At 58.7% G+C, this 20,983-nt stretch carries 15 protein-coding genes; 9 read left to right on the top strand and 6 right to left on the bottom strand.

Features of this window, described 5'->3' with window-relative positions; translation table 11 throughout:
- Positions 1 to 6: 6 nt before the first annotated feature.
- Genes V0U79_RS01300 through V0U79_RS01290 form a run of 3 tightly spaced genes read right to left on the bottom strand, consistent with a single transcriptional unit; the run spans position 7 to position 3,592 of the window.
- Complete coding sequence (locus tag V0U79_RS01300; RefSeq protein ID WP_330197651.1) at positions 7 to 789, bottom strand: DUF1365 domain-containing protein; 783 nt, start codon at positions 787 to 789, stop codon at positions 7 to 9.
- Positions 786 to 2,147: an NAD(P)/FAD-dependent oxidoreductase gene (locus V0U79_RS01295; protein ID WP_330197650.1), complete on the bottom strand. Its 1,362-nt coding sequence runs from the start codon at positions 2,145 to 2,147 to the stop codon at positions 786 to 788. Before V0U79_RS01295 ends, V0U79_RS01300 begins: the two co-directional genes overlap by 4 nt.
- Positions 2,144 to 3,592, bottom strand: coding sequence for a cryptochrome/photolyase family protein (locus tag V0U79_RS01290; RefSeq protein ID WP_330197649.1), 1,449 nt, complete (start codon positions 3,590 to 3,592; stop codon positions 2,144 to 2,146). Before V0U79_RS01290 ends, V0U79_RS01295 begins: the two co-directional genes overlap by 4 nt.
- 98 nt (positions 3,593 to 3,690) lie before the next feature.
- Between V0U79_RS01290 and kdsA the strand changes: the two genes are divergently transcribed.
- Both kdsA and rfaE2 read left to right on the top strand, forming a co-directional pair.
- The gene (gene kdsA / locus V0U79_RS01285; RefSeq protein ID WP_330197648.1) at positions 3,691 to 4,545 is read left to right on the top strand and encodes a 3-deoxy-8-phosphooctulonate synthase; all 855 of its coding nucleotides are present in this window, start codon (positions 3,691 to 3,693) and stop codon (positions 4,543 to 4,545) included.
- Between the two features lie 22 nt (positions 4,546 to 4,567).
- Entirely contained in the window at positions 4,568 to 6,022 is a 1,455-nt protein-coding gene (rfaE2, locus tag V0U79_RS01280) for a D-glycero-beta-D-manno-heptose 1-phosphate adenylyltransferase (protein WP_330197647.1), read from the top strand.
- Here rfaE2 and V0U79_RS01275 read toward each other — a convergent pair.
- Positions 6,019 to 7,239, bottom strand: a complete 1,221-nt coding sequence (locus V0U79_RS01275; protein ID WP_330197646.1) for a DUF3089 domain-containing protein — start codon at positions 7,237 to 7,239, stop codon at positions 6,019 to 6,021. The genes rfaE2 and V0U79_RS01275 overlap by 4 nt on opposite strands.
- Before the next feature lie 107 nt (positions 7,240 to 7,346).
- Here V0U79_RS01275 and V0U79_RS01270 point away from each other — a divergent pair, with 107 nt between their 5' ends.
- Positions 7,347 to 8,015, top strand: a complete 669-nt coding sequence (locus tag V0U79_RS01270) for a DUF502 domain-containing protein (RefSeq protein ID WP_330197645.1) — start codon at positions 7,347 to 7,349, stop codon at positions 8,013 to 8,015.
- Here the strand turns inward: V0U79_RS01270 and recG are convergent.
- Complete coding sequence (gene recG, locus V0U79_RS01265) at positions 8,012 to 10,099, bottom strand: ATP-dependent DNA helicase RecG (protein WP_373696423.1); 2,088 nt, start codon at positions 10,097 to 10,099, stop codon at positions 8,012 to 8,014. The two genes, V0U79_RS01270 and recG, sit on opposite strands and share 4 nt — an antisense overlap.
- 64 nt (positions 10,100 to 10,163) lie before the next feature.
- Here recG and V0U79_RS01260 point away from each other — a divergent pair, with 64 nt between their 5' ends.
- Both V0U79_RS01260 and mfd read left to right on the top strand, forming a co-directional pair.
- Positions 10,164 to 10,436, top strand: coding sequence for an FAD assembly factor SdhE (locus tag V0U79_RS01260; RefSeq protein WP_330197643.1), 273 nt, complete (start codon positions 10,164 to 10,166; stop codon positions 10,434 to 10,436).
- Positions 10,437 to 10,439: 3 nt separating this feature from the next.
- Positions 10,440 to 13,916 (top strand): transcription-repair coupling factor, encoded by a 3,477-nt coding sequence (mfd, locus tag V0U79_RS01255; RefSeq protein WP_330197642.1) that lies wholly within the window; start codon positions 10,440 to 10,442, stop codon positions 13,914 to 13,916.
- On the opposite strand, the gene V0U79_RS01250 is transcribed toward mfd, so the two are convergent.
- Positions 13,913 to 15,208 (bottom strand): PleD family two-component system response regulator, encoded by a 1,296-nt coding sequence (locus V0U79_RS01250; protein ID WP_330197641.1) that lies wholly within the window; start codon positions 15,206 to 15,208, stop codon positions 13,913 to 13,915. The genes mfd and V0U79_RS01250 overlap by 4 nt on opposite strands.
- A 140-nt stretch (positions 15,209 to 15,348) precedes the next feature.
- Between V0U79_RS01250 and V0U79_RS01245 the strand changes: the two genes are divergently transcribed.
- From V0U79_RS01245 to V0U79_RS01230, 4 genes are all read left to right on the top strand, one after another.
- A complete protein-coding gene (locus V0U79_RS01245; protein WP_330197640.1) occupies positions 15,349 to 16,380 on the top strand; it encodes a YihY/virulence factor BrkB family protein in 1,032 nt (343 codons plus the stop codon).
- A 65-nt stretch (positions 16,381 to 16,445) separates the two neighbouring features.
- The gene (locus tag V0U79_RS01240) at positions 16,446 to 17,147 is read left to right on the top strand and encodes a CoA transferase subunit A (RefSeq protein WP_330197639.1); all 702 of its coding nucleotides are present in this window, start codon (positions 16,446 to 16,448) and stop codon (positions 17,145 to 17,147) included.
- A 2-nt stretch (positions 17,148 to 17,149) separates the two neighbouring features.
- A complete protein-coding gene (locus tag V0U79_RS01235) occupies positions 17,150 to 17,797 on the top strand; it encodes a CoA transferase subunit B (protein WP_330197638.1) in 648 nt (215 codons plus the stop codon).
- A 100-nt stretch (positions 17,798 to 17,897) separates the two neighbouring features.
- Positions 17,898 to 20,981, top strand: coding sequence for an efflux RND transporter permease subunit (locus V0U79_RS01230; protein ID WP_330197637.1), 3,084 nt, complete (start codon positions 17,898 to 17,900; stop codon positions 20,979 to 20,981).
- The last annotated feature ends 2 nt before the right edge of the window (positions 20,982 to 20,983 follow it).

Below are 20,983 nucleotides of genomic sequence, written 5' to 3'. Positions count from 1 at the left end.
GAAACCTTAATCTGTCCAGGACGGATTTTCCAGAACATGCGTGGCGGGTTCTTCCGGCGGAGCGGGGCGGCTGTGATAACGCGCGCCTTTTATCCAGAGCTTCAGAGCCTCGACATGGATAGCGGCGATGGTGAAGAGCGTGGAAAGCGGAAAGGTGAAAAACCAGCGGGCAAAAGCGCCATCGGTGGCCACATGGCGGCGCAGCATCATCGCCGCGGTGAAATTCTTGCCTTCATCGTCGAGCTTCCGGATGCCGAGAGACAGGTTTTCGTTGGGACGCTGCAGGGTGAAGGCATATCGGCCTGAAACATCGAAGAAAGGCGAAACGTGAAAGCGCTTTGCCGTCCTATGCCGGGCAGCAGGGCCAGGCTCTACGGGGGCGACATAGGCATGGCTATCGCCGAATGTGTTGTGAACCTCGTAGATGATACCCTTGAGTTCATCGGTCGCATCATAGCCGTAATGAAGCGATATCGGGTTGAACTGATAGCCGAGAATGCGCGGCTGACAGACCAGAACGATTTTTTCGATGCCTTCAATTCCAGCCTGCCGAAAGCGGTCCAGAGACCAGGCTTTCACAGACGAACCGTCTCCTGGTCCGAAATCGGCTTCGTGGAAACTGAACAGGCCCCGGGCGTTCACATTCAACCAGCGCGTCTGCCGGCGGGCTTCATCCAGCCGGTCGAGGTCCAGACCGATCATTGCAACGGGATAGCGAAAGTGATGCCGGAAGGGTTTTACACGCGTATGGGTCGTGCTCCCTCGCCATATGGACAGTGCATTGATCATTCGGCAGCGGTCAGGGCCGGTATTGCAGTATCCGGCCGTTCGCCCCAGCGGCCGCCCGTAATGTCGCCTTCGGCAAAATCCCATGGTATCTGACCACCAAGGCGAAGCGCGACGCGCAGGCCTGAACGGAGCCCGTCTTCATGGAAGCCATAACCCAGCCAAGCCCCGGCAAACCAGGTCCGTCGAACGCCCTGAACCCGGTTAAAGATCCTTTGAGCGGCCAGTGCGGCCGTGTTGAATTGGGGATGGTCGTACTGGAATTCGCCGAAGACCTTGGCCGGATCCGGCTCGCGATGCGGATTTAATGTCACGAAGAGCGGTTTTGACGGATCGATGCCCTGCAAGCGATTCATGTCGTACGTCACGCTGGCCGGACCGTCCTTCGTATCGCGGCAGTAATTCCAAGCAGCGCGGGCACTGTGCCTGCCAGGGCAGAGACTTTCATCGCGATGGAGCACAGCACGATTTGCGGAGTATCCGATCGCGCCAAGCAGGTTGGCTTCTTCAGCGTCGAGATCGCGGATCAATTTCCGGGACTGATTGGAGTGGCAGGCGAGGATCACCTCGTCGAATTCACGAACTTTGCCGTCCTCGGTTTCGATCAGAACACCATGAGCGTTCCGCCATACCGCAGTAGCAGGTTGGGAAAGGCTGACCTTTCCCTGCAGATCTGCCGCGATCCTGCTGACATATTCGCGGCTTCCGCCTTTAACCGTTCGCCACTGGGGGCGGGCCATGTGCATCAGGCGATGGTTCTGGAAGAATTTGACGAAGGCTTCGGCAGGATAGGCGCGCATTTCCTCTTCGCTGGCCGACCAGATGGCTGCGCCCATCGGCAGCAAATAGTTGGTCACGAAGCGGTCGCCGAACCCCTGCTTTTCCAGATAATGACCGAGGCCGATCCCGGACAGATTGCCTGCGTCGAGGTCCCTTTGGGCCAGGCGGTTGAAACGCAACACATCGCGCAACATGGCGAGGTATGACGGACGAATTGCATTCCGCTTCTGGGCAAACAACCCCGATAGACCGTTGGATGACCACTCGATGTCCCGGTCCAGCGAAAAGCTGAAACTCATGTCGGATTCGAAGCTTTCAACGCCCAGCTCATCAAACAGAGCCACCATGTTGGGATAGTTCAACGGATTGAAGACAATAAAGCCCGTATCTACCGCGATAGGCGTTCCGTCATAGTCAATATCGACGGTATTGGCGTGGCCGCCGAGCCGGTCCCGTTTTTCGAACAGGGTAATGTCGTGCACATTTCGCAACGCCCAGGCGGCACCCAGTCCTGAAATGCCCGCACCGATAATGGCGATTTTCTTGCGGCGAACGAAGTCCGGCGTGATGATCGGGCTCATGCAGCATCCTTTAGGCTCTGGAAAGCCATCAATGCCCGGTCACGGGCGGCTTTGTGATCGACAATCGGTTCCGGATAGGTTTTGCCAAGTTCGATGCCCGCTTCCTTGAGGATTAGCGGGCCGGCTTCCCAGGGCTGATTCAGATACTTGTTGGGCAAGCGAGCAATTTCCGGAACCCATTTCCGGACATAGTCGCCATCCGGATCGAATTTCTCGCCCTGGGTGATCGGATTGAAGATGCGGAAATAGGGGGCAGCATCTGCACCGGATCCGGCGACCCACTGCCAGCTTGCCGAGTTGTTCGCCAGATCGGCATCAACCAGCGTATCCCAGAACCATTTCTCACCTTCGCGCCAGTCAATCAGCAGATGCTTGATGAGAAAGGACGCGACAATCATGCGGACGCGATTGTGCATCCAGCCTGTCGTCCACAGTTCACGCATGCCGGCATCAACAATCGGATAGCCGGTTTGACCGGTTTGCCATGCTTTCAACGCGGCCTGGTTATCGATCCAGGGGAAGTTGTCGAACTTGTCCTGATAATTGCGCTCGGGAAAGTGCGGGAAATGGAAAAGCAGGTTGACTGAAAATTCGCGCCAGCCGATTTCGCTCAGGAATTTCTCGGCGTTCTTTTCGCCAATCTCGTCACGGACAAGCTGGATGGCGGCAAAAATCTGCCGCGGGCTGATCTCGCCGAAATGAAGATGCGGCGATAGTGCCGATGTATAGGGCTTGTCCGGACGGTCGCGCCCACCGGCATAGTGCCTTGCGCCATGATCAAAGAAGCCGATCAGCCGATCGCGCGCGCCCGCTTCGCCGGGTGTCCAGACGGGCTCGAAGCCTTTCGCCCAGTCCGGTTGGGTGGGCAGCAAGCCCCAGTCGCCGAGATTTTCGGAAGGCAAAGCGGCATCCGGGGCTTTGAGCGACGACGGGGCTTCAAGAGGTGTGCCGGGGTCAAGTTCAGAGCGGACACTGCGCCAGAAGGGCGAGAACACGCGGAAGGGATCTCCGGACTTGTTCTTGACAGTCCAGGGTTCAGCCAGCAGCGATGCGTTGAAGGATTGGACATCGATATTGCGCGCTTTCAGTGAAGACTTGATGTCTTCATCCCGTTCGCGTGCGTGAGGTTCGTAACATCGGTTCCAGAAAACGGCTCCAGCGCCACTTTCCTTGACCAGCTGGTCCAGTGCGGACGCCGAATGGCCGGAGCGCAATACCATTGGGGCGCCTAGCGCCTTCAAGTCCGATGCCAGGCTGGTCAGGCTGTGGTGCAGCCACCACCGACTGGCCCCGCCGGCTTTCCACTTTCCCGGCGATTCATCATCGAGAATGAAAACCGGGATGACGGGACGGCCGGATTCCGCTGCCGCGGAGAGGGCAGGATTGTCCTTGATGCGAAGGTCCTGACGGAACCAGACAATGACGGGAGAGGTCGGGGGGGACAAAACTACAGCAGCCTTCTATTCTTTTCCGGGATTACTACGTAAGCAGACCGAAAGCGGATCAACCGGATCCGCAGTGAGCAGACCGGGAAAGACAGACAATGGCTGACAGCCAACCCAATTCCGTAATCCGCATGGAAAAGCCGGGCGGAGGCGTGATCGAGATCGGTCAGGACCGCAAACTGGTTATGCTGGCGGGGCCGTGCGCGCTGGAAAGCCGCGAGCATGCGCTGGAGGTATCCGCGCAGCTGAAGGAAATTGCTGATCGCCTCGGTATCGGGCTTGTCTACAAGACGTCGTTCGACAAGGCGAACCGCACCAGCCTATCAAGTGCGCGGGGCATTGGGCTGGAACAGGCGCTGCCGATTTTTTCGGAAATCCGCGAAACGACGGGGCTTCCGGTTCTGACGGATGTTCACACAGCCGAACAGTGCGCCATCGCGGCGCAAGCCGTGGATATGCTTCAGATTCCGGCCTTCCTCTGCCGGCAGACCGATTTGCTGATTGCGGCAGCCCGGACCGGCAAGGTTATCAATGTGAAGAAAGGTCAGTTCCTGGCGCCTTGGGACATGAAAAATGTGATCGCCAAGCTGACAGGTGCCGGCAACCCCAATGTGATGGCCTGCGAGCGGGGCGTCAGTTTCGGTTACAACACCCTGGTCTCGGATATGCGGGCCTTGCCGGTGCTGGCCGATATCGGCTGCCCGGTGGTTTTTGATGCCACACATTCGGTGCAGCAACCGGGCGGGCAGGGCGGCACCAGCGGCGGACAGCGCGAGTTTGTTCCGACACTGGCGCGGGCGGCGGTGTCCGTCGGTGTTGCGGCCGTCTTCATGGAGACCCATCCCGATCCGGACAAGGCTCCGTCCGATGGACCAAACATGGTGCCTCTCGATCAGTTCGAAGGCCTGGTCGCACGGCTTCTGGAATATGATCAGCTGACCAAGGGCTGGTAGCCTCCGATAAGGGCAGGGCGATATGGATATCCGGTCACTCTCCAACATTCTCGACAAGGCTGCTGGCCTGAAAGTGTTGTGCGTCGGCGACGTGGTTCTGGATCGCTTCGTATACGGAGGTACACACCGTGTGTCACGCGAAGCCCCGGTTCCGGTCCTTGATGAGGATTCTGTGGAACACATGCTCGGTGGGGCTGGTAACGTCATCCGCAATCTCCGGGCTCTCGGGGCGAGGGCGAGCCTTGTCAGCCTGGTCGGTGATGATGCCGAAGGCCGGGAGGTCAGTGAGCGCTTGAGATCAGAACATGCCGGGGACCATATGGTGGTTTCGCCGGATCGGCCGACGCCGGTCAAAACCCGGTTCGTCTCCAATGGCCATCAGATGCTTTGTGTCGACCGGAATCCGAAAACCAGGATCGATACAGCAACGGTCCGGGCCGTTCTGGAGCAGATCGAAACCTGTCTGGCAGATGCCGACATTGTCATCCTGTCCGATTATGGCCGCGGTCTGGTGACACCGGAAATCAGTTCGGGATTGATGAAGCTTGCGCGCGTTGCAGGCAAACGGGTCTGTGTCGATCCGAGAGGACGGGACTTTACCCGTTATGATGGCGCCCATCTGATCAAGCCCAATGCTCTCGAGCTTTACGAGGAAAGCGGCATTGATCCTGTCGATGACGGTTCGGCAGCCGAAGCGCTGAATGCGGTTTTTCGTAAGCTGTCGAATGTCGACCATTTGATCGTGACGCGCGGCTCGAAAGGTATGAGCATTACCGACGGGGATGCGGTTTCTCACGTCCGCGCGCGCCCGCGTCAGGTCTATGATGTCTCGGGCGCAGGCGATACGGCCATTGCAATGCTCGCAGTGGCTCTCGGTGCCGGTGCGAATCTGCGCGCGGCGATGGAAGCCGCGGTGCATGCTTCCGGTGAAGTGGTGACCAAGGTTGGCACGGCGACCGTTACGCCGGCTGATCTTGTCAGTGCGGCGGGCGGAGGGCGTTCGACACAGGACATGCCGCTGGAGGAGGCCGTTGAAACGGTGGCTCGCTGGAGAGCGCATGGCTTGAAGATCGGCTTCACCAATGGCTGCTTCGATATCCTTCATGCCGGGCATGTCAGTTATCTGGAAAAGGCACGCACAGCCTGTGACCGCCTCATCGTCGGTCTGAATTCCGATGCTTCCGTTCGCCGGCTGAAAGGCGAAGGCCGGCCGGTGAATGATGCCGCGGCGCGCGCTGCCGTGCTTCTGGGGCTGGCGTCTGTTGATCAGGTCGTCGTGTTCGAGCAGGACACTCCGGAATCGCTGCTAGATGCCTTGCGGCCGGATGTTTACCTGAAAGGCGCGGATTACACGGAGGAACAATTGCTGCCGCTCGGCGGCCGCATTGTGAAATCCTACGGTGGGGAGATCCAGTTGATCCCTCTAGTCGAGGGCAAGTCCACGACCGGAATTATTGACCAGCTGAAAAAGCCCTAGCCACCGCCGGCACGGTCGGGAATCGGCGTAACGGGCGCATCTTCAATTTCTTCGGGCGAACCCAGCGGCGGTGCCATTGCGTTTTCAGCATTGAAAACAGGCAGGAAACTCGCGAGGCGATGCGTCGCATCAGCTCTCAAATCCTCATAAAAAAGATTGTAGGGCGGCAGGCGATACGGCTCGGCGAGGCGCCGCGGGCGATGCAGCGACCGGGATCGGGGGAGCTCGGTCATCAAGACACCATCCATGCATTGCGCGCCGGTCTGCGCGGGCAGGGCAGCCGGGCTGGCACCTTCCCTGAAACCGGAGGCCTGGGCTCCGCCGCGGTGCATCCGAGCGGGGGCATAATCCGTGGTTCGTGCGCCGAGGATCGGATTGACACAAAGCAGGCCGCGGCCCTCGACATAGTCATAGCCACCGCCTGGCTGCCAAACCAGACCGACTTCGGTCAGGATCCGAATGCGGTCATCATTCTCCGAGAGAGATGAGACGTAGCTATGGATGCAACGAATGGAGTCAGCTGTGTCACAAGCGGGAATTTCCGCCAGCGGACCCTGCAGCAAATCCAGCGGCACCTGACTTTCCTGAATATAGGCCGCAATCAGGCGGCGGCGTATGGATTCAGCGGGCGCGATGTCTTCGATCAGTACGGCAACAAGGTGCATGCCGCCCTGACCGACACCCGCAATAAAGAAGGGTGTTTCATCGCCGATAAGCGTCAGAAATTCTGCAAATGCCGCTCGGACATCAGCCGTTGCTGTCATTCTGGCCGACACACCGTCTTCGCGGCGATTCATGAAGGTATACAGTGCCGCTTGCCGGTAGCGGGGGGCGTAAAGTTCACCCAGTCCCGAAAACGGTGCCGCAAAATTTGGCAATTGTTCTTCGATGACGAGATTTGCTGGCTCCTCGGCGTCTATGGCGGCGTTCCAATCGCTGCCACCGGGATAGGTCGTGCCATGGACGAAGAACACCGCCACGCCGTCCGGCGGGTTTGACGGTCGGGCATACCAGCTGGACACACTTGTATAGTCCGGAGGCTCGGGCACCGAATATGTCTGATAAGGCTCGCCGGGATCGAGAAACGACTGGTAGATCTGGTCGCGAAGTATCCAGGCCGCAATCATCACGAGAACAAGAAAGGCGCCGGCCATTGCCAGAATGGTCCACAGGGCGAAGCGTGTCCGGGATGGCGATTTCCGCTTTGGATCCGTCAATTTTGCCTCTCGACATGTTGGCGCGCGTTGAACTGAGGCGTAGTGTTGCCGAGTTTGGGCGAGAATCAACCAGATTGGCTGTCTGGCAATAATAAAGGAGAAGCGGCGTGTTCCGCTGGCTAAGAAACAGTCTGTTGACCGGTATCGTCGTGGCTCTGCCGGTCACCGTCACGGTCTGGCTCATCTACACCTTCGTGAATTTTGTCGATCGGGTGATCAAGCCGCTCATTCCCGAGCAATATAATCCGGAAACCTATTTGCCGTTTGCCCTGCCGGGGCTGGGTGTGGTTGTTGCCGTCGTCGGTCTGACCCTGTTGGGTGCCCTGGCCGCGAACTTTTTCGGGCGCTCGCTGATCGGCATTGGTGAGCGATTGCTTAACTCTGTGCCACTCGTCCGCAATGTCTATGGTGCGGTCAAACAGATCGCAGAGACGGTTTTTTCCAGCCGCCAGCAATCCTTCCAGGAGGTGGTTCTGGTCGAGTTTCCAACCAAGGGATCCTATGCGGTCGGATTCGTGACTGCGGATGCGCGCGGCGAGATTCAGGACGATGTTTCTGAAGATGCGATCGGCGTGTTTGTGCCCACCACGCCAAATCCGACCTCGGGCTTTCTTTTGTACACGCCGCGATCCCGTGTAATGCCGCTTTCCATGTCGGTCGAGGAAGCGGCGAAAATGATCATCTCGTTCGGTCTGGTCACGCCCGAGGGGCTGGCGCGGGCGGATATGCCCGACGAGGTCAAGAAAGCCATCAAGAAATCCGAAAAACCGGATTAGCCGGATTCGATCAATCGGATGCCTTCATCCTGTTCGAAGAGATAGAGCAGGATACGGCGGGCTTCGGCATGATCACCCTTGAAGTCCGGGTCTTCATATACCGCCTTGCGGGCTGCTTCATTGGCCAGAGGAATGAGGTCAATATGCGCTTCGATATCGACGAGGCGATAATCGGGCAGGCCGCTCTGGCGAACGCCCAGCGGATCACCGGCGCCGCGTAGCTTCCAGTCCTCCTCGGCGATGACGAAACCATCATCGGTTTGTTTCATGATATCCAGCCGCTTGCGGGCGATTTCGCCGAGTGGGCCCTGATAGAGCAGGAGGCAGGTCGACGCTTTGTCAGACCGGCCAACGCGTCCTCGCAACTGGTGTAATTGGGCCAGCCCGAAGCGTTCGGCGTGCTCGATAATCATGATGGTCGCATCGGGAGCATCGATCCCGACTTCGATAACTGTTGTGGCGACAAGTATATCGATGTCTCCATTGCGGAAACGGACGGCCGCTTCATCTTTTTCCTGTGCGCTCATCCGCCCGTGTACAAGGCCTACGCGATTCCCGCCGTAGATTTCGGATAATTGTGCAAAGCGATCCTCGGCGGCTGATAGCTCGGAGACGTCGGATTCCTCCACAAGCGGGCAAACCCAGTAGACCCGCTCTTTTCGTTCTATGGCACGACCAACCGCATTGATCACACTGTCCATGCGATCCATGGAAATGGTTCGGGTATCTGGCGGCTTGCGGCCTTCTGGTTTCTCGTCGAGACGCGACATGTCCATATGGCCGTAAACCGAGAGTGCCAGTGTTCGCGGAATGGGGGTCGCGGTCATGACCAGCAGCTCGGGGCGCTGACCCTTGGATGACAATTTCAGACGGTCCGAAACACCAAACCGGTGCTGCTCGTCGATCACCACCAAACCCAGCTGATCGAATTCCACGCCTTCCTGGAACAGCGCATGCGTTCCACAGATGACGTCCACTTCTCCGGTCTTCAGCCGATCAAGAATTTCCTGTCTTTTCTTGCCTTTGTCCCGTCCGGTCAAAGCGTCGACAGTGATCCCGGCAGGGCCCAGGAAGGCCGAGATCGTACGGGCCAGCTGACGGGCCAGTATTTCCGTTGGCGCCATTATGGCGGTCTGGGCGCCGGCTTCTTTAGCGCGGGCTGCTGCAAGTGCTGCGACAAAGGTTTTCCCTGCGCCAACATCGCCGTGAAGCAATCGCATCATCCGCCGGCCTGATTCAAGATCCCGCGATATCTCCTCGAAGGAACGGGTTTGGGCGCTGGTTGGCTTGAAGGGTGCGCAAGCCAGAACCTTCTCCACAAGCTCGCCATTTCCCCTCAGGGGTTTTGCACTTTTCCGGCGGCGTCTGAACGCAACGAGCTGCAAGGCCAGTTGCCGGGCAAATAACTCGTCGAAAGCCAATCGTTGTCGGGCTGGGTGGGCCGGGTCTGTTTCCGCGAGCGTTTCCGGAAAATGCAGGCTGTGCAGCGCGGATTTCCAACCTGGCCAGTGACGGTCATGGCGGACAGCCCCGTCATGCCATTCGGGCAAGTCCGGAACATCCTTCATCGCGGCCTTGATCGCTTTCCGGATAACTTTGAGGCTCAATCCCTGGGTCAAAGGATAGACTGTTTCCAGGCCCACCATGTCGGCCGCTTCGGCTTCGGTCATTACCAGGTCAGGGTGGGTGATCTGTTTTTCGCTGCCAAACCGCTCCACCTTGCCAGAGACGATGCGGATCTCGCCTTCTGGGAGGATTTTTTGCAGATAGGGGATACGCGGCTTGAAATAGACGAGATGCAGAAACCCGGTCTCATCTGACAGGCGAACCTTATAGGGGATGAAGCGGTTGCGGGGTGGTTCGATATGCGCCTCGACGGTGGCTTTTATGGTCGCAATCTCGCCTTCCCGTGCGGCCTCGATCGTTGGCCTGCTGGACCGATCGACGACCGATGTCGGTTTCAGAAACAGAATATCTCCTACGCGTGGCCCGGCGACTTTCTCGACAAGTGCCGCCAGCCTCGGTCCCAGGCCGGGCAGAGTTGTTGTCTCCTTGAAGAGCGGAAAGAGAATCTCCGGGCGCATGACGTGCAGATTGCGGCACATCGCGCCTTCACGCCAGCGCTGACGCGGCCTATATGGCGGAGCCATGTCTGATCCCCATGCCATTCGCCGTCGCCGACTGCTGTTTCGCGCAGAACACCGAGGCTTCAAGGAGGCCGATCTAGTGATCGGCGGTTTTGCACGCGCGCGGCTCCAATCCATGACGGAATCCGAGCTCGACGAGTTCGAGGCGCTTCTCGAAATTCCTGATCAGGATCTCTATGCGTGGGTCGTTAGCCGCGAGGAGGCGCCCGAGGATGTGAATGGCCCGGTTTTCCGTGCGCTGGCAAAATCGGCGCATGCCGTTTCCCGGACGTAGGTGATGCAGGCGCTGGACCGGATAGCGATGTCAGCTGGCGGGCTGACAGTTGGTGGTGCGCCTGAAGGCTTCGATGCACTTGTTCTCGCAGAAAGCCTGCGTCAGCGCAGCGGGCAGGCCATGTTCATTGCCCGCGATGATTCTCGTGCTGCAGCATTTGAGGCCGCCTGGAATTTCTTTGCGCCGGATATCCCCTGTGTCCGTTTACCGGCATGGGATTGCCAGCCCTATGACCGGGTTTCTCCAAGCCCGCGTGTCGCGGCGCGTCGGGCGGCGACGCTATCCTGGTTGGCGAGCGCAGGCGAAAAGTCCAATGGGGCGCTGCTGGTTCTCGCTACCGTAAACGCCGTTACCCAGAAATGCGCGCCGAGAGATGTGATGTCAGCGAGGGGGTTCGAAGCGCGCCCCGGTGAAATCATCGACCTCGATGGGTTGAAAGCCTATCTCACGGGCAATGGTTATGCGCGTACGACAACCGTACGAGAGCCCGGTGATTTCGCGATCCGTGGCGGCGTCATCGATGCGTTTCCCCCCGAGATGGATGAACCGGTCCGGCTCGACCTTTTCGGCGATACACTGGAATCGATCCGGGCGTTTGATCCCGAAACACAGCGCTCAACACGGCAGCTGAAATCCATATCGTTCTCGCCGGTCAGTGAAATCTTCATCGATCAGGACAGCATTTCGCGTTTCCGCGCGGGCTATGTCGGAGCCTTTGGCACCATTACCGATGATGACCCGATCTATGAAGGGGTTAGCGAGGGGATCAAGCCGCAAGGTGCGGAACATTGGCTTCCCCTGTTCCATGAGCAACTCGAAAGCCCGCTCGCTTTCCTGAGAGATGACGCCCTTGTCGCGGTGGATCACCTGGCCATGGATGCCGTGCGCCAGCGCCACGAGCTGGTCACGGACTATCACGACGCCCGGACAGCGGTTGCCGGTGTTGCCAAGGGCGGGATCAAGGCACCGGTTTACAGGGCCTTGCCGCCGGACCAGCTGTATGTTTCCCCCGATGTATTGGAGGCTCAGCTCAAATCATTCGATTTGCGCCGTTTCACGCCCTTTGATGAGCCCGACGCCGTCAATGCCGGTGGCCGCCAGGGCCGGACTTTCGCCGCCGAACGCGCTGCCGAAGGTGTGAATGTTTTTGATGCTGCTGCGAAGCATGTCCAGACCTGCCTGAAAGAGGGAAAGCGCGTCGTGATCGCCTCCTGGTCGGAAGGCGCTTCAGACCGCATGGGCAGTGTGCTTGGTGATCATGGCCTGGCGAAACCGGAATTGCTGACCGGCTGGAACAAGCTGTCTGACTTGCCGCCCAACAGACCGGCGAGAACGGTGCTGCCGCTGGAGCATGGTTTCGAGACTGAAAGCCTTGTTGTCCTGTCGGAACAGGATGTGCTCGGCGATCGTTTGTCCCGGCCACGGCGAAAGAAGGGTGCCGAGGTCATCATGGAGGCGGGATCGCTGTCGACCGGCGATCTGGTGGTTCATAGCGATCATGGGCTGGGGCGCTATCTCGGCCTCAAGACGCTGGATGTGCATGAAGCGCCGCATGATTGCCTGGAGCTCGAATATTCCGGCGGATCGAAACTCTACCTGCCTGTCGAGAACATCGAGCTGCTCTCCCGCTATGGTAATGAGGGCGAGGGGGTCCAGCTGGACAAGCTGGGCGGCGTTGCCTGGCAGGCGCGCAAGGCCAAGGCCAAGAAGCGCCTGCGCGACATGGCAGAGCAGCTGATCCGGATTGCCGCCCAGCGGAATGCCAAAACGGCTGATGTCATCACCCCGCCCAGCGGCACCTATGATGAATTCTGTGCCGCTTTCCCGTATGTCGAGACAGACGACCAGCTGTCGGCCATCGAGGATGTTTTCAACGATCTCTCCAGCGGTCGTCCGATGGACCGACTGATCTGTGGGGATGTTGGCTTCGGCAAGACCGAAGTCGCTTTGCGCGCGGCCTTCATTGCCGCCATGGAAGGCCGGCAGATTGCCGTCGTGGCGCCGACGACGCTTTTGGCGCGGCAGCACTACAAGACGTTTTCAGACCGGTTCCGGAACTGGCCAATCAAGGTCCGTCATCTCTCTCGCCTGGTCCCGGCGAAGGCAGCCTCGGCCACACGCAAGGAACTGGCCGAAGGCAAGGTCGAGATCGTTGTCGGTACGCATGCCCTGTTGTCTGATGGCGTGAAATTCTCCGACCTTGGCCTGCTCATCGTTGATGAAGAGCAGCACTTTGGTGTGAAACACAAGGAACGCCTGAAAGAATTGCGTGCTGATGTTCATGTGCTGACGCTGACGGCGACGCCCATCCCGCGCACTCTGCAGCTGGCCCTGACCGGAATCCGCGATCTCTCGATTATTGCGACACCTCCGATCGACCGGCTGGCGGTGCGGACCTATGTGTCGCCCTTTGATCCGGTGACCGTCCGGGAAGCCCTGCTGCGTGAGAAATATCGTGGCGGACTTAGCTACTTCGTTGCCCCGCGGATTTCTGATCTGGAATCCATGGCGGAATATCTGCGCGAGCAGGTGCCGGAAGTCTCATTCGTGGTGGCGCATGGTCAGATGGCCCCGACACGTCTCGAAGACATCATGACTGCTTTCTACGAAGGCCGTTACGATGTGCTGGTCTCGACATCGATCGTTGAATCGGGACTGGATATCCCCACCGCCAATACGATGGTGATTTACCGGGCTGACCGGTTCGGCCTGGCCCAGCTCTATCAGCTCCGGGGCCGCGTCGGGCGCTCCAAGACCCGGGCCTATGCCTATCTGACGACAGCGCCGCAGAAACAGATCACCGCGCAGGCCGAACGCCGGTTGCAGGTTCTGCATTCACTCGACACGCTCGGTGCAGGCTTCTCGCTGGCCAGTCACGACCTCGATATTCGCGGTGGCGGCAATCTGCTGGGTGAAGAACAGTCCGGGCATATCCGCGACGTGGGTGTGGAGCTTTATCAATCCATGCTGGAAGAGGCGGTGGCTTCGCTGAAGCATGACGGGTCTGACGAGGACCGGGACTGGTCGCCGGCGATCAATGCCGGTGCAGCCGTCCTGATACCGGAATCCTATGTGGCCGATCTTGATCTTCGCCTTCAGCTTTACCGTCGTGTGTCGGGGCTCGCCAACAAGGCCGAGCGGGAGGCTTTTGCTTCCGAACTGATCGACCGTTTCGGGCCTTTACCGGAAGAAGTCGAACAATTAATGCAAGTGATGGCCGTCAAGACGCTTTGCAAGGTGGCGGGCGTCCAGAAGATTGATGCGGGGCCGAAGGGCGCGACGATTCAGTTCCGGAATGATCAGTTCGCGAACCCGGCGGGTCTGGTGCAGTTGATCACCGGCAATCCCAACGAATTCAGGGTTCGGCCAGACCAGAAACTGTTCATCGCCGGCGATTGGCCGACAGCTCGGCAACGTCTGAAAGGGATGGAGCGGTCGCTTGCGCGGCTGGCGGATCTGGCACGCCGTGAAGCCGCCTAGACGGCTTCCATCCGGTTCGAATTCAGTAATTGCATGCCCCGCTCGACCAGCGCTTCGGCCGTTTCTTCGCCGGCAGCCTCCAAAGCCTCACAATTCACATTCAGTCTGAAGGGGTGGAGGGGGTCGTCACTGTCAAAGGCTGTGCATTCCGCGACGGCCGTGATCCGCTCCGCGACGCAAAGCGCACCTTCGCGGCCGGTATAGGGCAATACGGCGGCAAAAAGATTCGGCCTTAACTGGGCGGGAAAGTCTTCGGCACGCAACAGGTGGCGGAGCATGGAGGCAAATTGTTGCTGGGCGGCATGAAAGCGTTCCCAGCTGATCGTGTTGTCGGGTGGCTCGATAGCCATCAGGACAAGGCCGGTCGATTTCCGGTTCTGATTTGTGGAAACAAGAAGTTCCTGCAGATGCGCCAATGCAAAACGGTTCCGGAAAAGCCCGAATTCATGATCAACGGTTGCGCGCGCCCGGCAGTTTTCAAGGATCGTCTTGGCATGCCGGCGCCGCCTGCGTTCTTCGGCCAGGCGAAGCACACGGCCGCTGATTTCTTCAGGCTCAGCTTCCGCCGGAAGAATGTCGGATACGCCGCGAGCGAAGGCCTCGTCGGCCGCCTCGAAACGACCTGATGGTGTCAGCAACAGGACCGGCGTGTGATACAGGCGGGCATTCCGGCGCATAGCCGAGGAAATCGTGAAGGCCAGATCCTGCTTCTCGAGCGCATTGAGGATGACAGCGTCAAAGGGACGTTCGTGAAGGTAATCAAATGCTGAAAATGAGGAAAACGCCGCAATCATCCCCGTGCCATTGGCCGCGAGGGCATGACGGATCGCCATAAAGCGTGCTGTTGCTTCCCCGACAAACAAAACGGTCGGCTGCCTGTCGCCGAGGCTATCATCATGAATAGTATGGCCGAATACCTGGCAGGCCGCTTTGCGGCGGCGTGCGATGTCTTCCATGACCCAGAGCCGGCGTAGTGACTGAATACGGTTTGCTAACTGTACCGGTGAAACAGGGCGCCGGAGCCAGCCATCAAACCCTTCAGGCGGGGTGCTGGTGTCGGAAATCAGAATGACCGGTGGCCGGGCTTTGCCATTGCCCGCATGCAGGAGCGCCAGTTCGCGTGCTCGTCCGACATCAGAGGCGGCGATCACAACAGCGTCGATCTGTTCCGGGGAGACTGGACTGTCAGGGGCGGTAATCTGAGCTTTGACGCTGAAGACTTCGAGATCCGAAGGCTTCAGAATCAGATCGTGATCATCGTCGACCAATGCGATGGTCAGCGTTCGTGTCATGCCTTCCCCCGAGGGCGTTTCAGGCAAATTGTCACAAAAAATACATTCTGGAAACAGGTGAACGAAGATGAACGGTTTTGTTCATGCATCGTTCAAGCAGCGATCGATAGACCTGATCTCGAGTTCAGCGGACACCCTTCTTGTCCCTCGCACGTTCGCTGTCTCAGCCGGCTCGCCGGCTACCCAATCCCAGATGCGCCAGCCTGCACCCACAGGCTGGCGCTTTTGTTTTACACGGGTGTTTTTCGGGCTATGCCGTCAACATGGAAATCCTGCGTTCCCATATCCGGCGAGTGCATGCATTGGTGCGGCCCGTTCTGACATGGCCTCCGCTGGCTATCCTCATCGCCGCGGTCAGCAGGACAATGGCACGCGAAGTGATGCTGTTCGCCGGCGGTGTCTCCTTCTTCACGCTGCTGGCAATCTTTCCACTGGTGGCGGCCGGTGTTGCGATTTACGGCCTGCTGTTTGATGTCAATGACGCGGCTCAACAGGTTGGCCGCTTGTCGACAGTTTTGCCGGATTCCGCGCGCGCTTTCGCAGAATCCCAGATATCACCCATCGCCGAGGCCTCGCGCGCTTCCCTTTCTGTCCAGGGGCTAATCGCTCTGGCCATCTCGCTGTTTGCAGCGTCGCGGGGTGCCAAAGCTCTGATTGCCGGTCTGAACCAGATTGGCGGCGTTGGCGATTTGCGGAATATTTTCAAATTCAATGTCTATGCAATCTTCACGGTTCTGATCGGCGGCGCCTTGCTGTTCATTTCCAATGTGATTGTTCTGACGATCCCCACCATCGTCCGCCCTGCAGCGGAATTTCTGGGGATAGAGATCACCGGTCTGAACAGCTTCTTCAACGAGTGGACGGCGGTCGCCCTGACCATGATTACAGCGCTGGCCTTACTCTACAGGTATCTGATGCGCCATGCGGGCGGGATCACCTGGGCAGCATCAATTATTGCCGCCGCAACAGCGACACTGCTGTGGCTGCTGCTGTCAGCAGGCTTCTCGATCTATACGGCCAGCTGGGTGAGGCCAACGGCCTATGGTTCTATCGGTGCGTTGATCGTTTTCCTGCTCTGGATCTATTGGGGTTCCTATGCGGTCTTCTTTGGCGGCGCCGTCGCTGTTGAGGTTGATCGCCGTCAGAAGGCTGTGATGCACCGCCGTGGATGACTGGTCAAAATGGGCGGAAACGATATACCTAGCGCCAACTGATCCGCTTCAAGCAGGGATAGCCCATGAACAAGATTTTTCCCGATGCCGGAACTGCGCTCGACGGATTGCTGTTTGACGGCATGACGATCATGGCCGGAGGGTTCGGTCTCTGCGGCATTCCGGAGAATGCGATCGACGCCATCCTTGAATCCGGGGTCAAGGATCTGACGATCATCTCGAATAATTGCGGTGTTGACGGTTTCGGGCTCGGCAAGCTTCTTGATGCCAAGCGGATCCGGAAAATGGTGTCTTCCTATGTCGGAGAGAACAAGGAATTCGAGCGCCAATTCCTGTCCGGCGAACTGGAGCTGGAATTCAACCCGCAAGGCACGCTGGCCGAGCGCATCCGCGCTGGCGGAGCAGGCATTCCCGGTTTTTACGTCAAGACCGGTGTCGGCACCGTCATCGCCGAAGGCAAAGACCATCGTGAATTCGACGGCGAGACCTACATCATGGAAACCGGGCTGAAGGCTGATCTTTCCATCGTGAAGGCCTGGAAGGGCGATACGCAAGGCAATCTGATCTACCGGAAGACCGCGCGGAACTTCAATCCGATGATGGCTACGGCCGGTAAGGTGACGCTGGCCGAAGTCGAGGAGATCGTTGAGGTCGGCTCGCTGGACCCGGACAATATTCATACACCGGGCATTTTCGTACAGCGCCTGATCCAGGGTGAATTCGAGAAACGGATCGAGCAGCGCACGACGCGGGCGAGGGAGGGTTAGTCATGGCCTGGACACGCGAAGACATGGCGCGTCGCGCCGCACAGGAACTGGAAGACGGCTTCTATGTGAATCTGGGCATCGGTATTCCAACCCTTGTTCCCAATTTCATCGGTGAAGAAATCGATGTCACGCTGCAATCGGAAAACGGCATGCTGGGTATGGGAGCGTTCCCGTATGAGGGCGACGAGGACCCCGATTTGATCAATGCTGGCAAGCAGACCATCACCGAATTGCGCCGCACCAGTTATTTTTCGTCGGCTGACAGCTTTGGCATGATCCGTGGCGGGCATATCGACCTGTCCATCCTTGGCGCCATGGAAGTTTCCGAGAAAGGCGACATCGCCAACTGGATGATCCCCGGCAAAATGGTCAAGGGCATGGGTGGCGCTATGGATCTGGTCGCGGGCGTGAAACGGATCGTCGTTATCATGGATCACACGTCCAAGGCCGGTGATCCCAAGCTTCTGAAGGCTTGTACGCTTCCCCTGACGGGCACCGGTGTGGTCGATCGCATTATCACGACACTGGGTGTCTTTGACGTCACGCCGGACGGGTTGCTCCTGGTTGAGCTGGCACCTGATGTGACCGTCGATGAGATAGCCGGATGTACCGAAGCCAGCTTTAAAGTGGCCGACGGGCTGGCTGCTTGATCACATAACCTTTCACGAGGGTGTGAGCGGCGTGACCATTGTTTAACTAGGTGATCGCCACCGGGCGAGGCTAGGTCCCTCCATGCGAGGGAGATGACGCATGCCTTTGACCCGGCTGTCACTGAATAATCCAGCTGCCGTATTTGTCGGTATTGCCCTGATCGTGCTGATGGGGGCGGCTGCGCTTACGCGGCTTCCGGTCCAGCTATTCCCGGATACCGATCGGCCGACGGTTAATATTGCAACGTTCTGGCGCTCGGCGTCACCGCTTGAAATGGAATCGGAAATTGTCGAACCGCAGGAACAGGCCCTGGCCGGCTTGCCGGGGCTTGAGGAAATGCGCGTGTTCGTGTCCGAAGGCGCGGCATTTGTAAACCTGACCTTCTCGGTCGATACCGATATGACCCAGACAGCGATTGATATCTCCAATCGCCTGTCTCAGGTGCCGCCGCTTCCGCGCGATGCAGTAGGTCCGAATATTGGCGGTTTCGGAGGCGATGCGCAGCAAAGTCTGATCTGGTTCTTCCTGCAGGCGCTTCCGGGCAATCCGCACGAAATCCATGAATATTCGACCTTTGCCAATGATGTGATCATTCCACGCCTGGAATCGATTCCCGGTGTGGCGAGCGTCAATATTGGCTGGGGTTTGCGGCCTCAGGAGCTGCGGGTCACGGTCGACCCGTTCCGGGCAGCGGAACTGGGCGTAACCCTGCCGCAGATCTCGGCAGCGATCGTCAATAATTCCGATGTCTCGGGAGGCAATGCGGAAATTGGCCGGCGATCCTACCAGATGCGCTTCGAAGGTGAGTTCGAGCCGGAAGAGCTGGACGATCTGGTAATTGTCTGGCGGGAGGGCAGTCCGGTCTATCTGCGCGATGTCGCCGACGTCGATGTGACCTATGGCGAGCGCAACAATTTCACCTATCAGAACGGCAATCCGGCGATGGGTATCGAGATCAGGCGCCAAGCCGGTGCCAATGTGCTGGCGGCTCTGGATGCGGTGAAGGCCGAGGTCGAGGAGATAAACCGGACGCTGCTCGCCGAACGCGATCTGGTTATGGCGCCATCGTTTGATGCCTCCGTGTTCATTATGCGGGCGATCAACCTTTTGCGGACCAATCTTTTGATTGGCATCGCCATGGCAATTGTTGGCCTCTGGCTTTTCCTGAGACGCCCCCGTGCAACGCTGATCATTTCGCTGACGATTCCGATCAGCCTGCTGGCGACATTGATTGTGCTCTTTCTGTTCGGGCGAACGCTAAACGTGATTTCGCTTGCGGGCCTGGCCTTCGCCACCGGGATGGTGATGGATGCCGCGATTGTGGTGCTGGAGAACATTATCCGGCGACGTGAAATGGGCGAGGATCCGGACACCGCTTCGGAGAAAGGCGCAACCCAGGTCTGGGGCGCGCTACTGGCTTCAACAGCCACCACTGTCGCGATCTTCCTGCCGCTTATTTTCGTCAGCGATGTCGAAGGTCAGCTGTTTGCCGATCTCGCCATCACGATTGCTGTCGGGGTCGGAGTTTCCATGATCGTGGCCGTCACGGTCTTGCCAGTGGCGGTCAAACACCTTGTTCGCGACAAGAAAGACGCCACTCGCCAGCGGATCATGAGCCTGATTGCCGACAAGGTGATGGCGCTCACCGATAACCGGGCCCTGAGGTATGGAACGATCGCCGTCCTGCTGGCTGTGCCTGTTGCGCTTTCACTGGTTCTGCGTCCGCCCATGGATTACCTGCCGCCAGTGAAGCGGGATGCAGTGGATGTCTTCTTTGCCTTTCCGCCCGGCTCCAATCTGGAATGGATTGAAACCGAGGTGGCAGCGACGCTGATAGAGCGGCTGGAGCCCTATATGTCGGGCGAACGCGAACCGGCACTGCGCAATTATTACTTCGGAACCTTCCCGGGTGGCAGCGGCGCGACCGCGGGTATCCGGGTGCAGGATCAGAGCCGGGTTCGCGAACTCGAAGAAATCGTCCGTAACGAAATCATTGTCGGCATTCCCGATGTGTTCGGCTTTGCTCAGCAAGGTGATCTGTTTGGGGGTTTTGCGCAGGGCGGCAACGTCCAGATCAATATCCAGTCGGCAGACCCGGAGGCGCGTGCGCGAGCTGCCCAGATCGGCCTCCAGGCACTACGGGAGCGTTTCCCGGGTATCAACATCAATGCCAATCCACCGCCGCAGGCCACTCAGCCGCGGCTGACGATGATCCCGAATGACCGCCGCATTCAGGAAGCCGGTTGGGCCCGGCGGAATGTTGCCGGCATGATATCGATGTTGGGTGATGGCCAGTTCATCGGAGAGTATTTCGATGGTCAGTCCAGGATGAACATCATTCTGCGGTCTGAAGGCTGGAGCACGCCTGACGAGCTGGCCGGAATCCCGATCGTGACGCCGTCTGGCGCTGTCGTGCCACTCGATGACCTGGTCGAGATCCGGGAAGAGGTCGGTATCGGAAATATCCAGCGCCTTGATCGCCGCCGCACGATCACCATCAATCTCAATCAGCCTGAAGGGCAGTCCCTGGAAGAAATTCTCGAGGTTGTTCAGAACGAGGTCGCGCCATTGATCCAGGCGGCTCTGCCTGTCGATGGAACCATTACCTATGGCGGCAGTGCTGACAGCTTGGCGCGAGCACAAATGACCATGCTCTCGAATATCGCCATGGCATTGGTGATTTTGTTCCTGATACTGGCAGGAATGTTCCGCTCGATCTGGGATGCAATCCTGGTTCTTGTGTCGATCCCGTTGGCCGGGATTGGCGGCGTCATCATGCTGCAGATCCTGAACCTGTTCAGCGATCAGCCTCTCGATCTCCTGACAATGATGGGCTTCTTCATCTTGCTGGGGCTGGTGATCAATAACGCCATCCTGCTTGTCGACCAGACCCGTCAGGGCGAGCGCGAGGGGCTTTCCCGCCGCGATGCTGTGGATCAGGCTCTGCGCATGCGTCTGCGGCCGATCTTCATGAGCACGCTGACCAGCATTCTGGGCATGTTGCCGCTGCTTCTGTTCCCGGGTGTCGGCAGCGAAATCTATCGGGGTCTGGCAGCCGCCATTGTCGGCGGAATGAGCGTCAGCCTCATTTTCACACTCGTCCTGATCCCCAGCCTGTTGCGGATCGGCAAGGCAAGACAGCCGCGCCCGGTGGTCGCTGCCCAGACCCTTCCAGCGGAGTAAAC

It is taken from the genome of Hyphobacterium lacteum (assembly GCF_036330345.1).
GTDB lineage: Bacteria > Pseudomonadota > Alphaproteobacteria > Caulobacterales > Maricaulaceae > Hyphobacterium > Hyphobacterium lacteum.
Note: the sequence above shows the minus strand (reverse complement) of the source record. Positions and strands in the feature narration are given on the sequence as shown.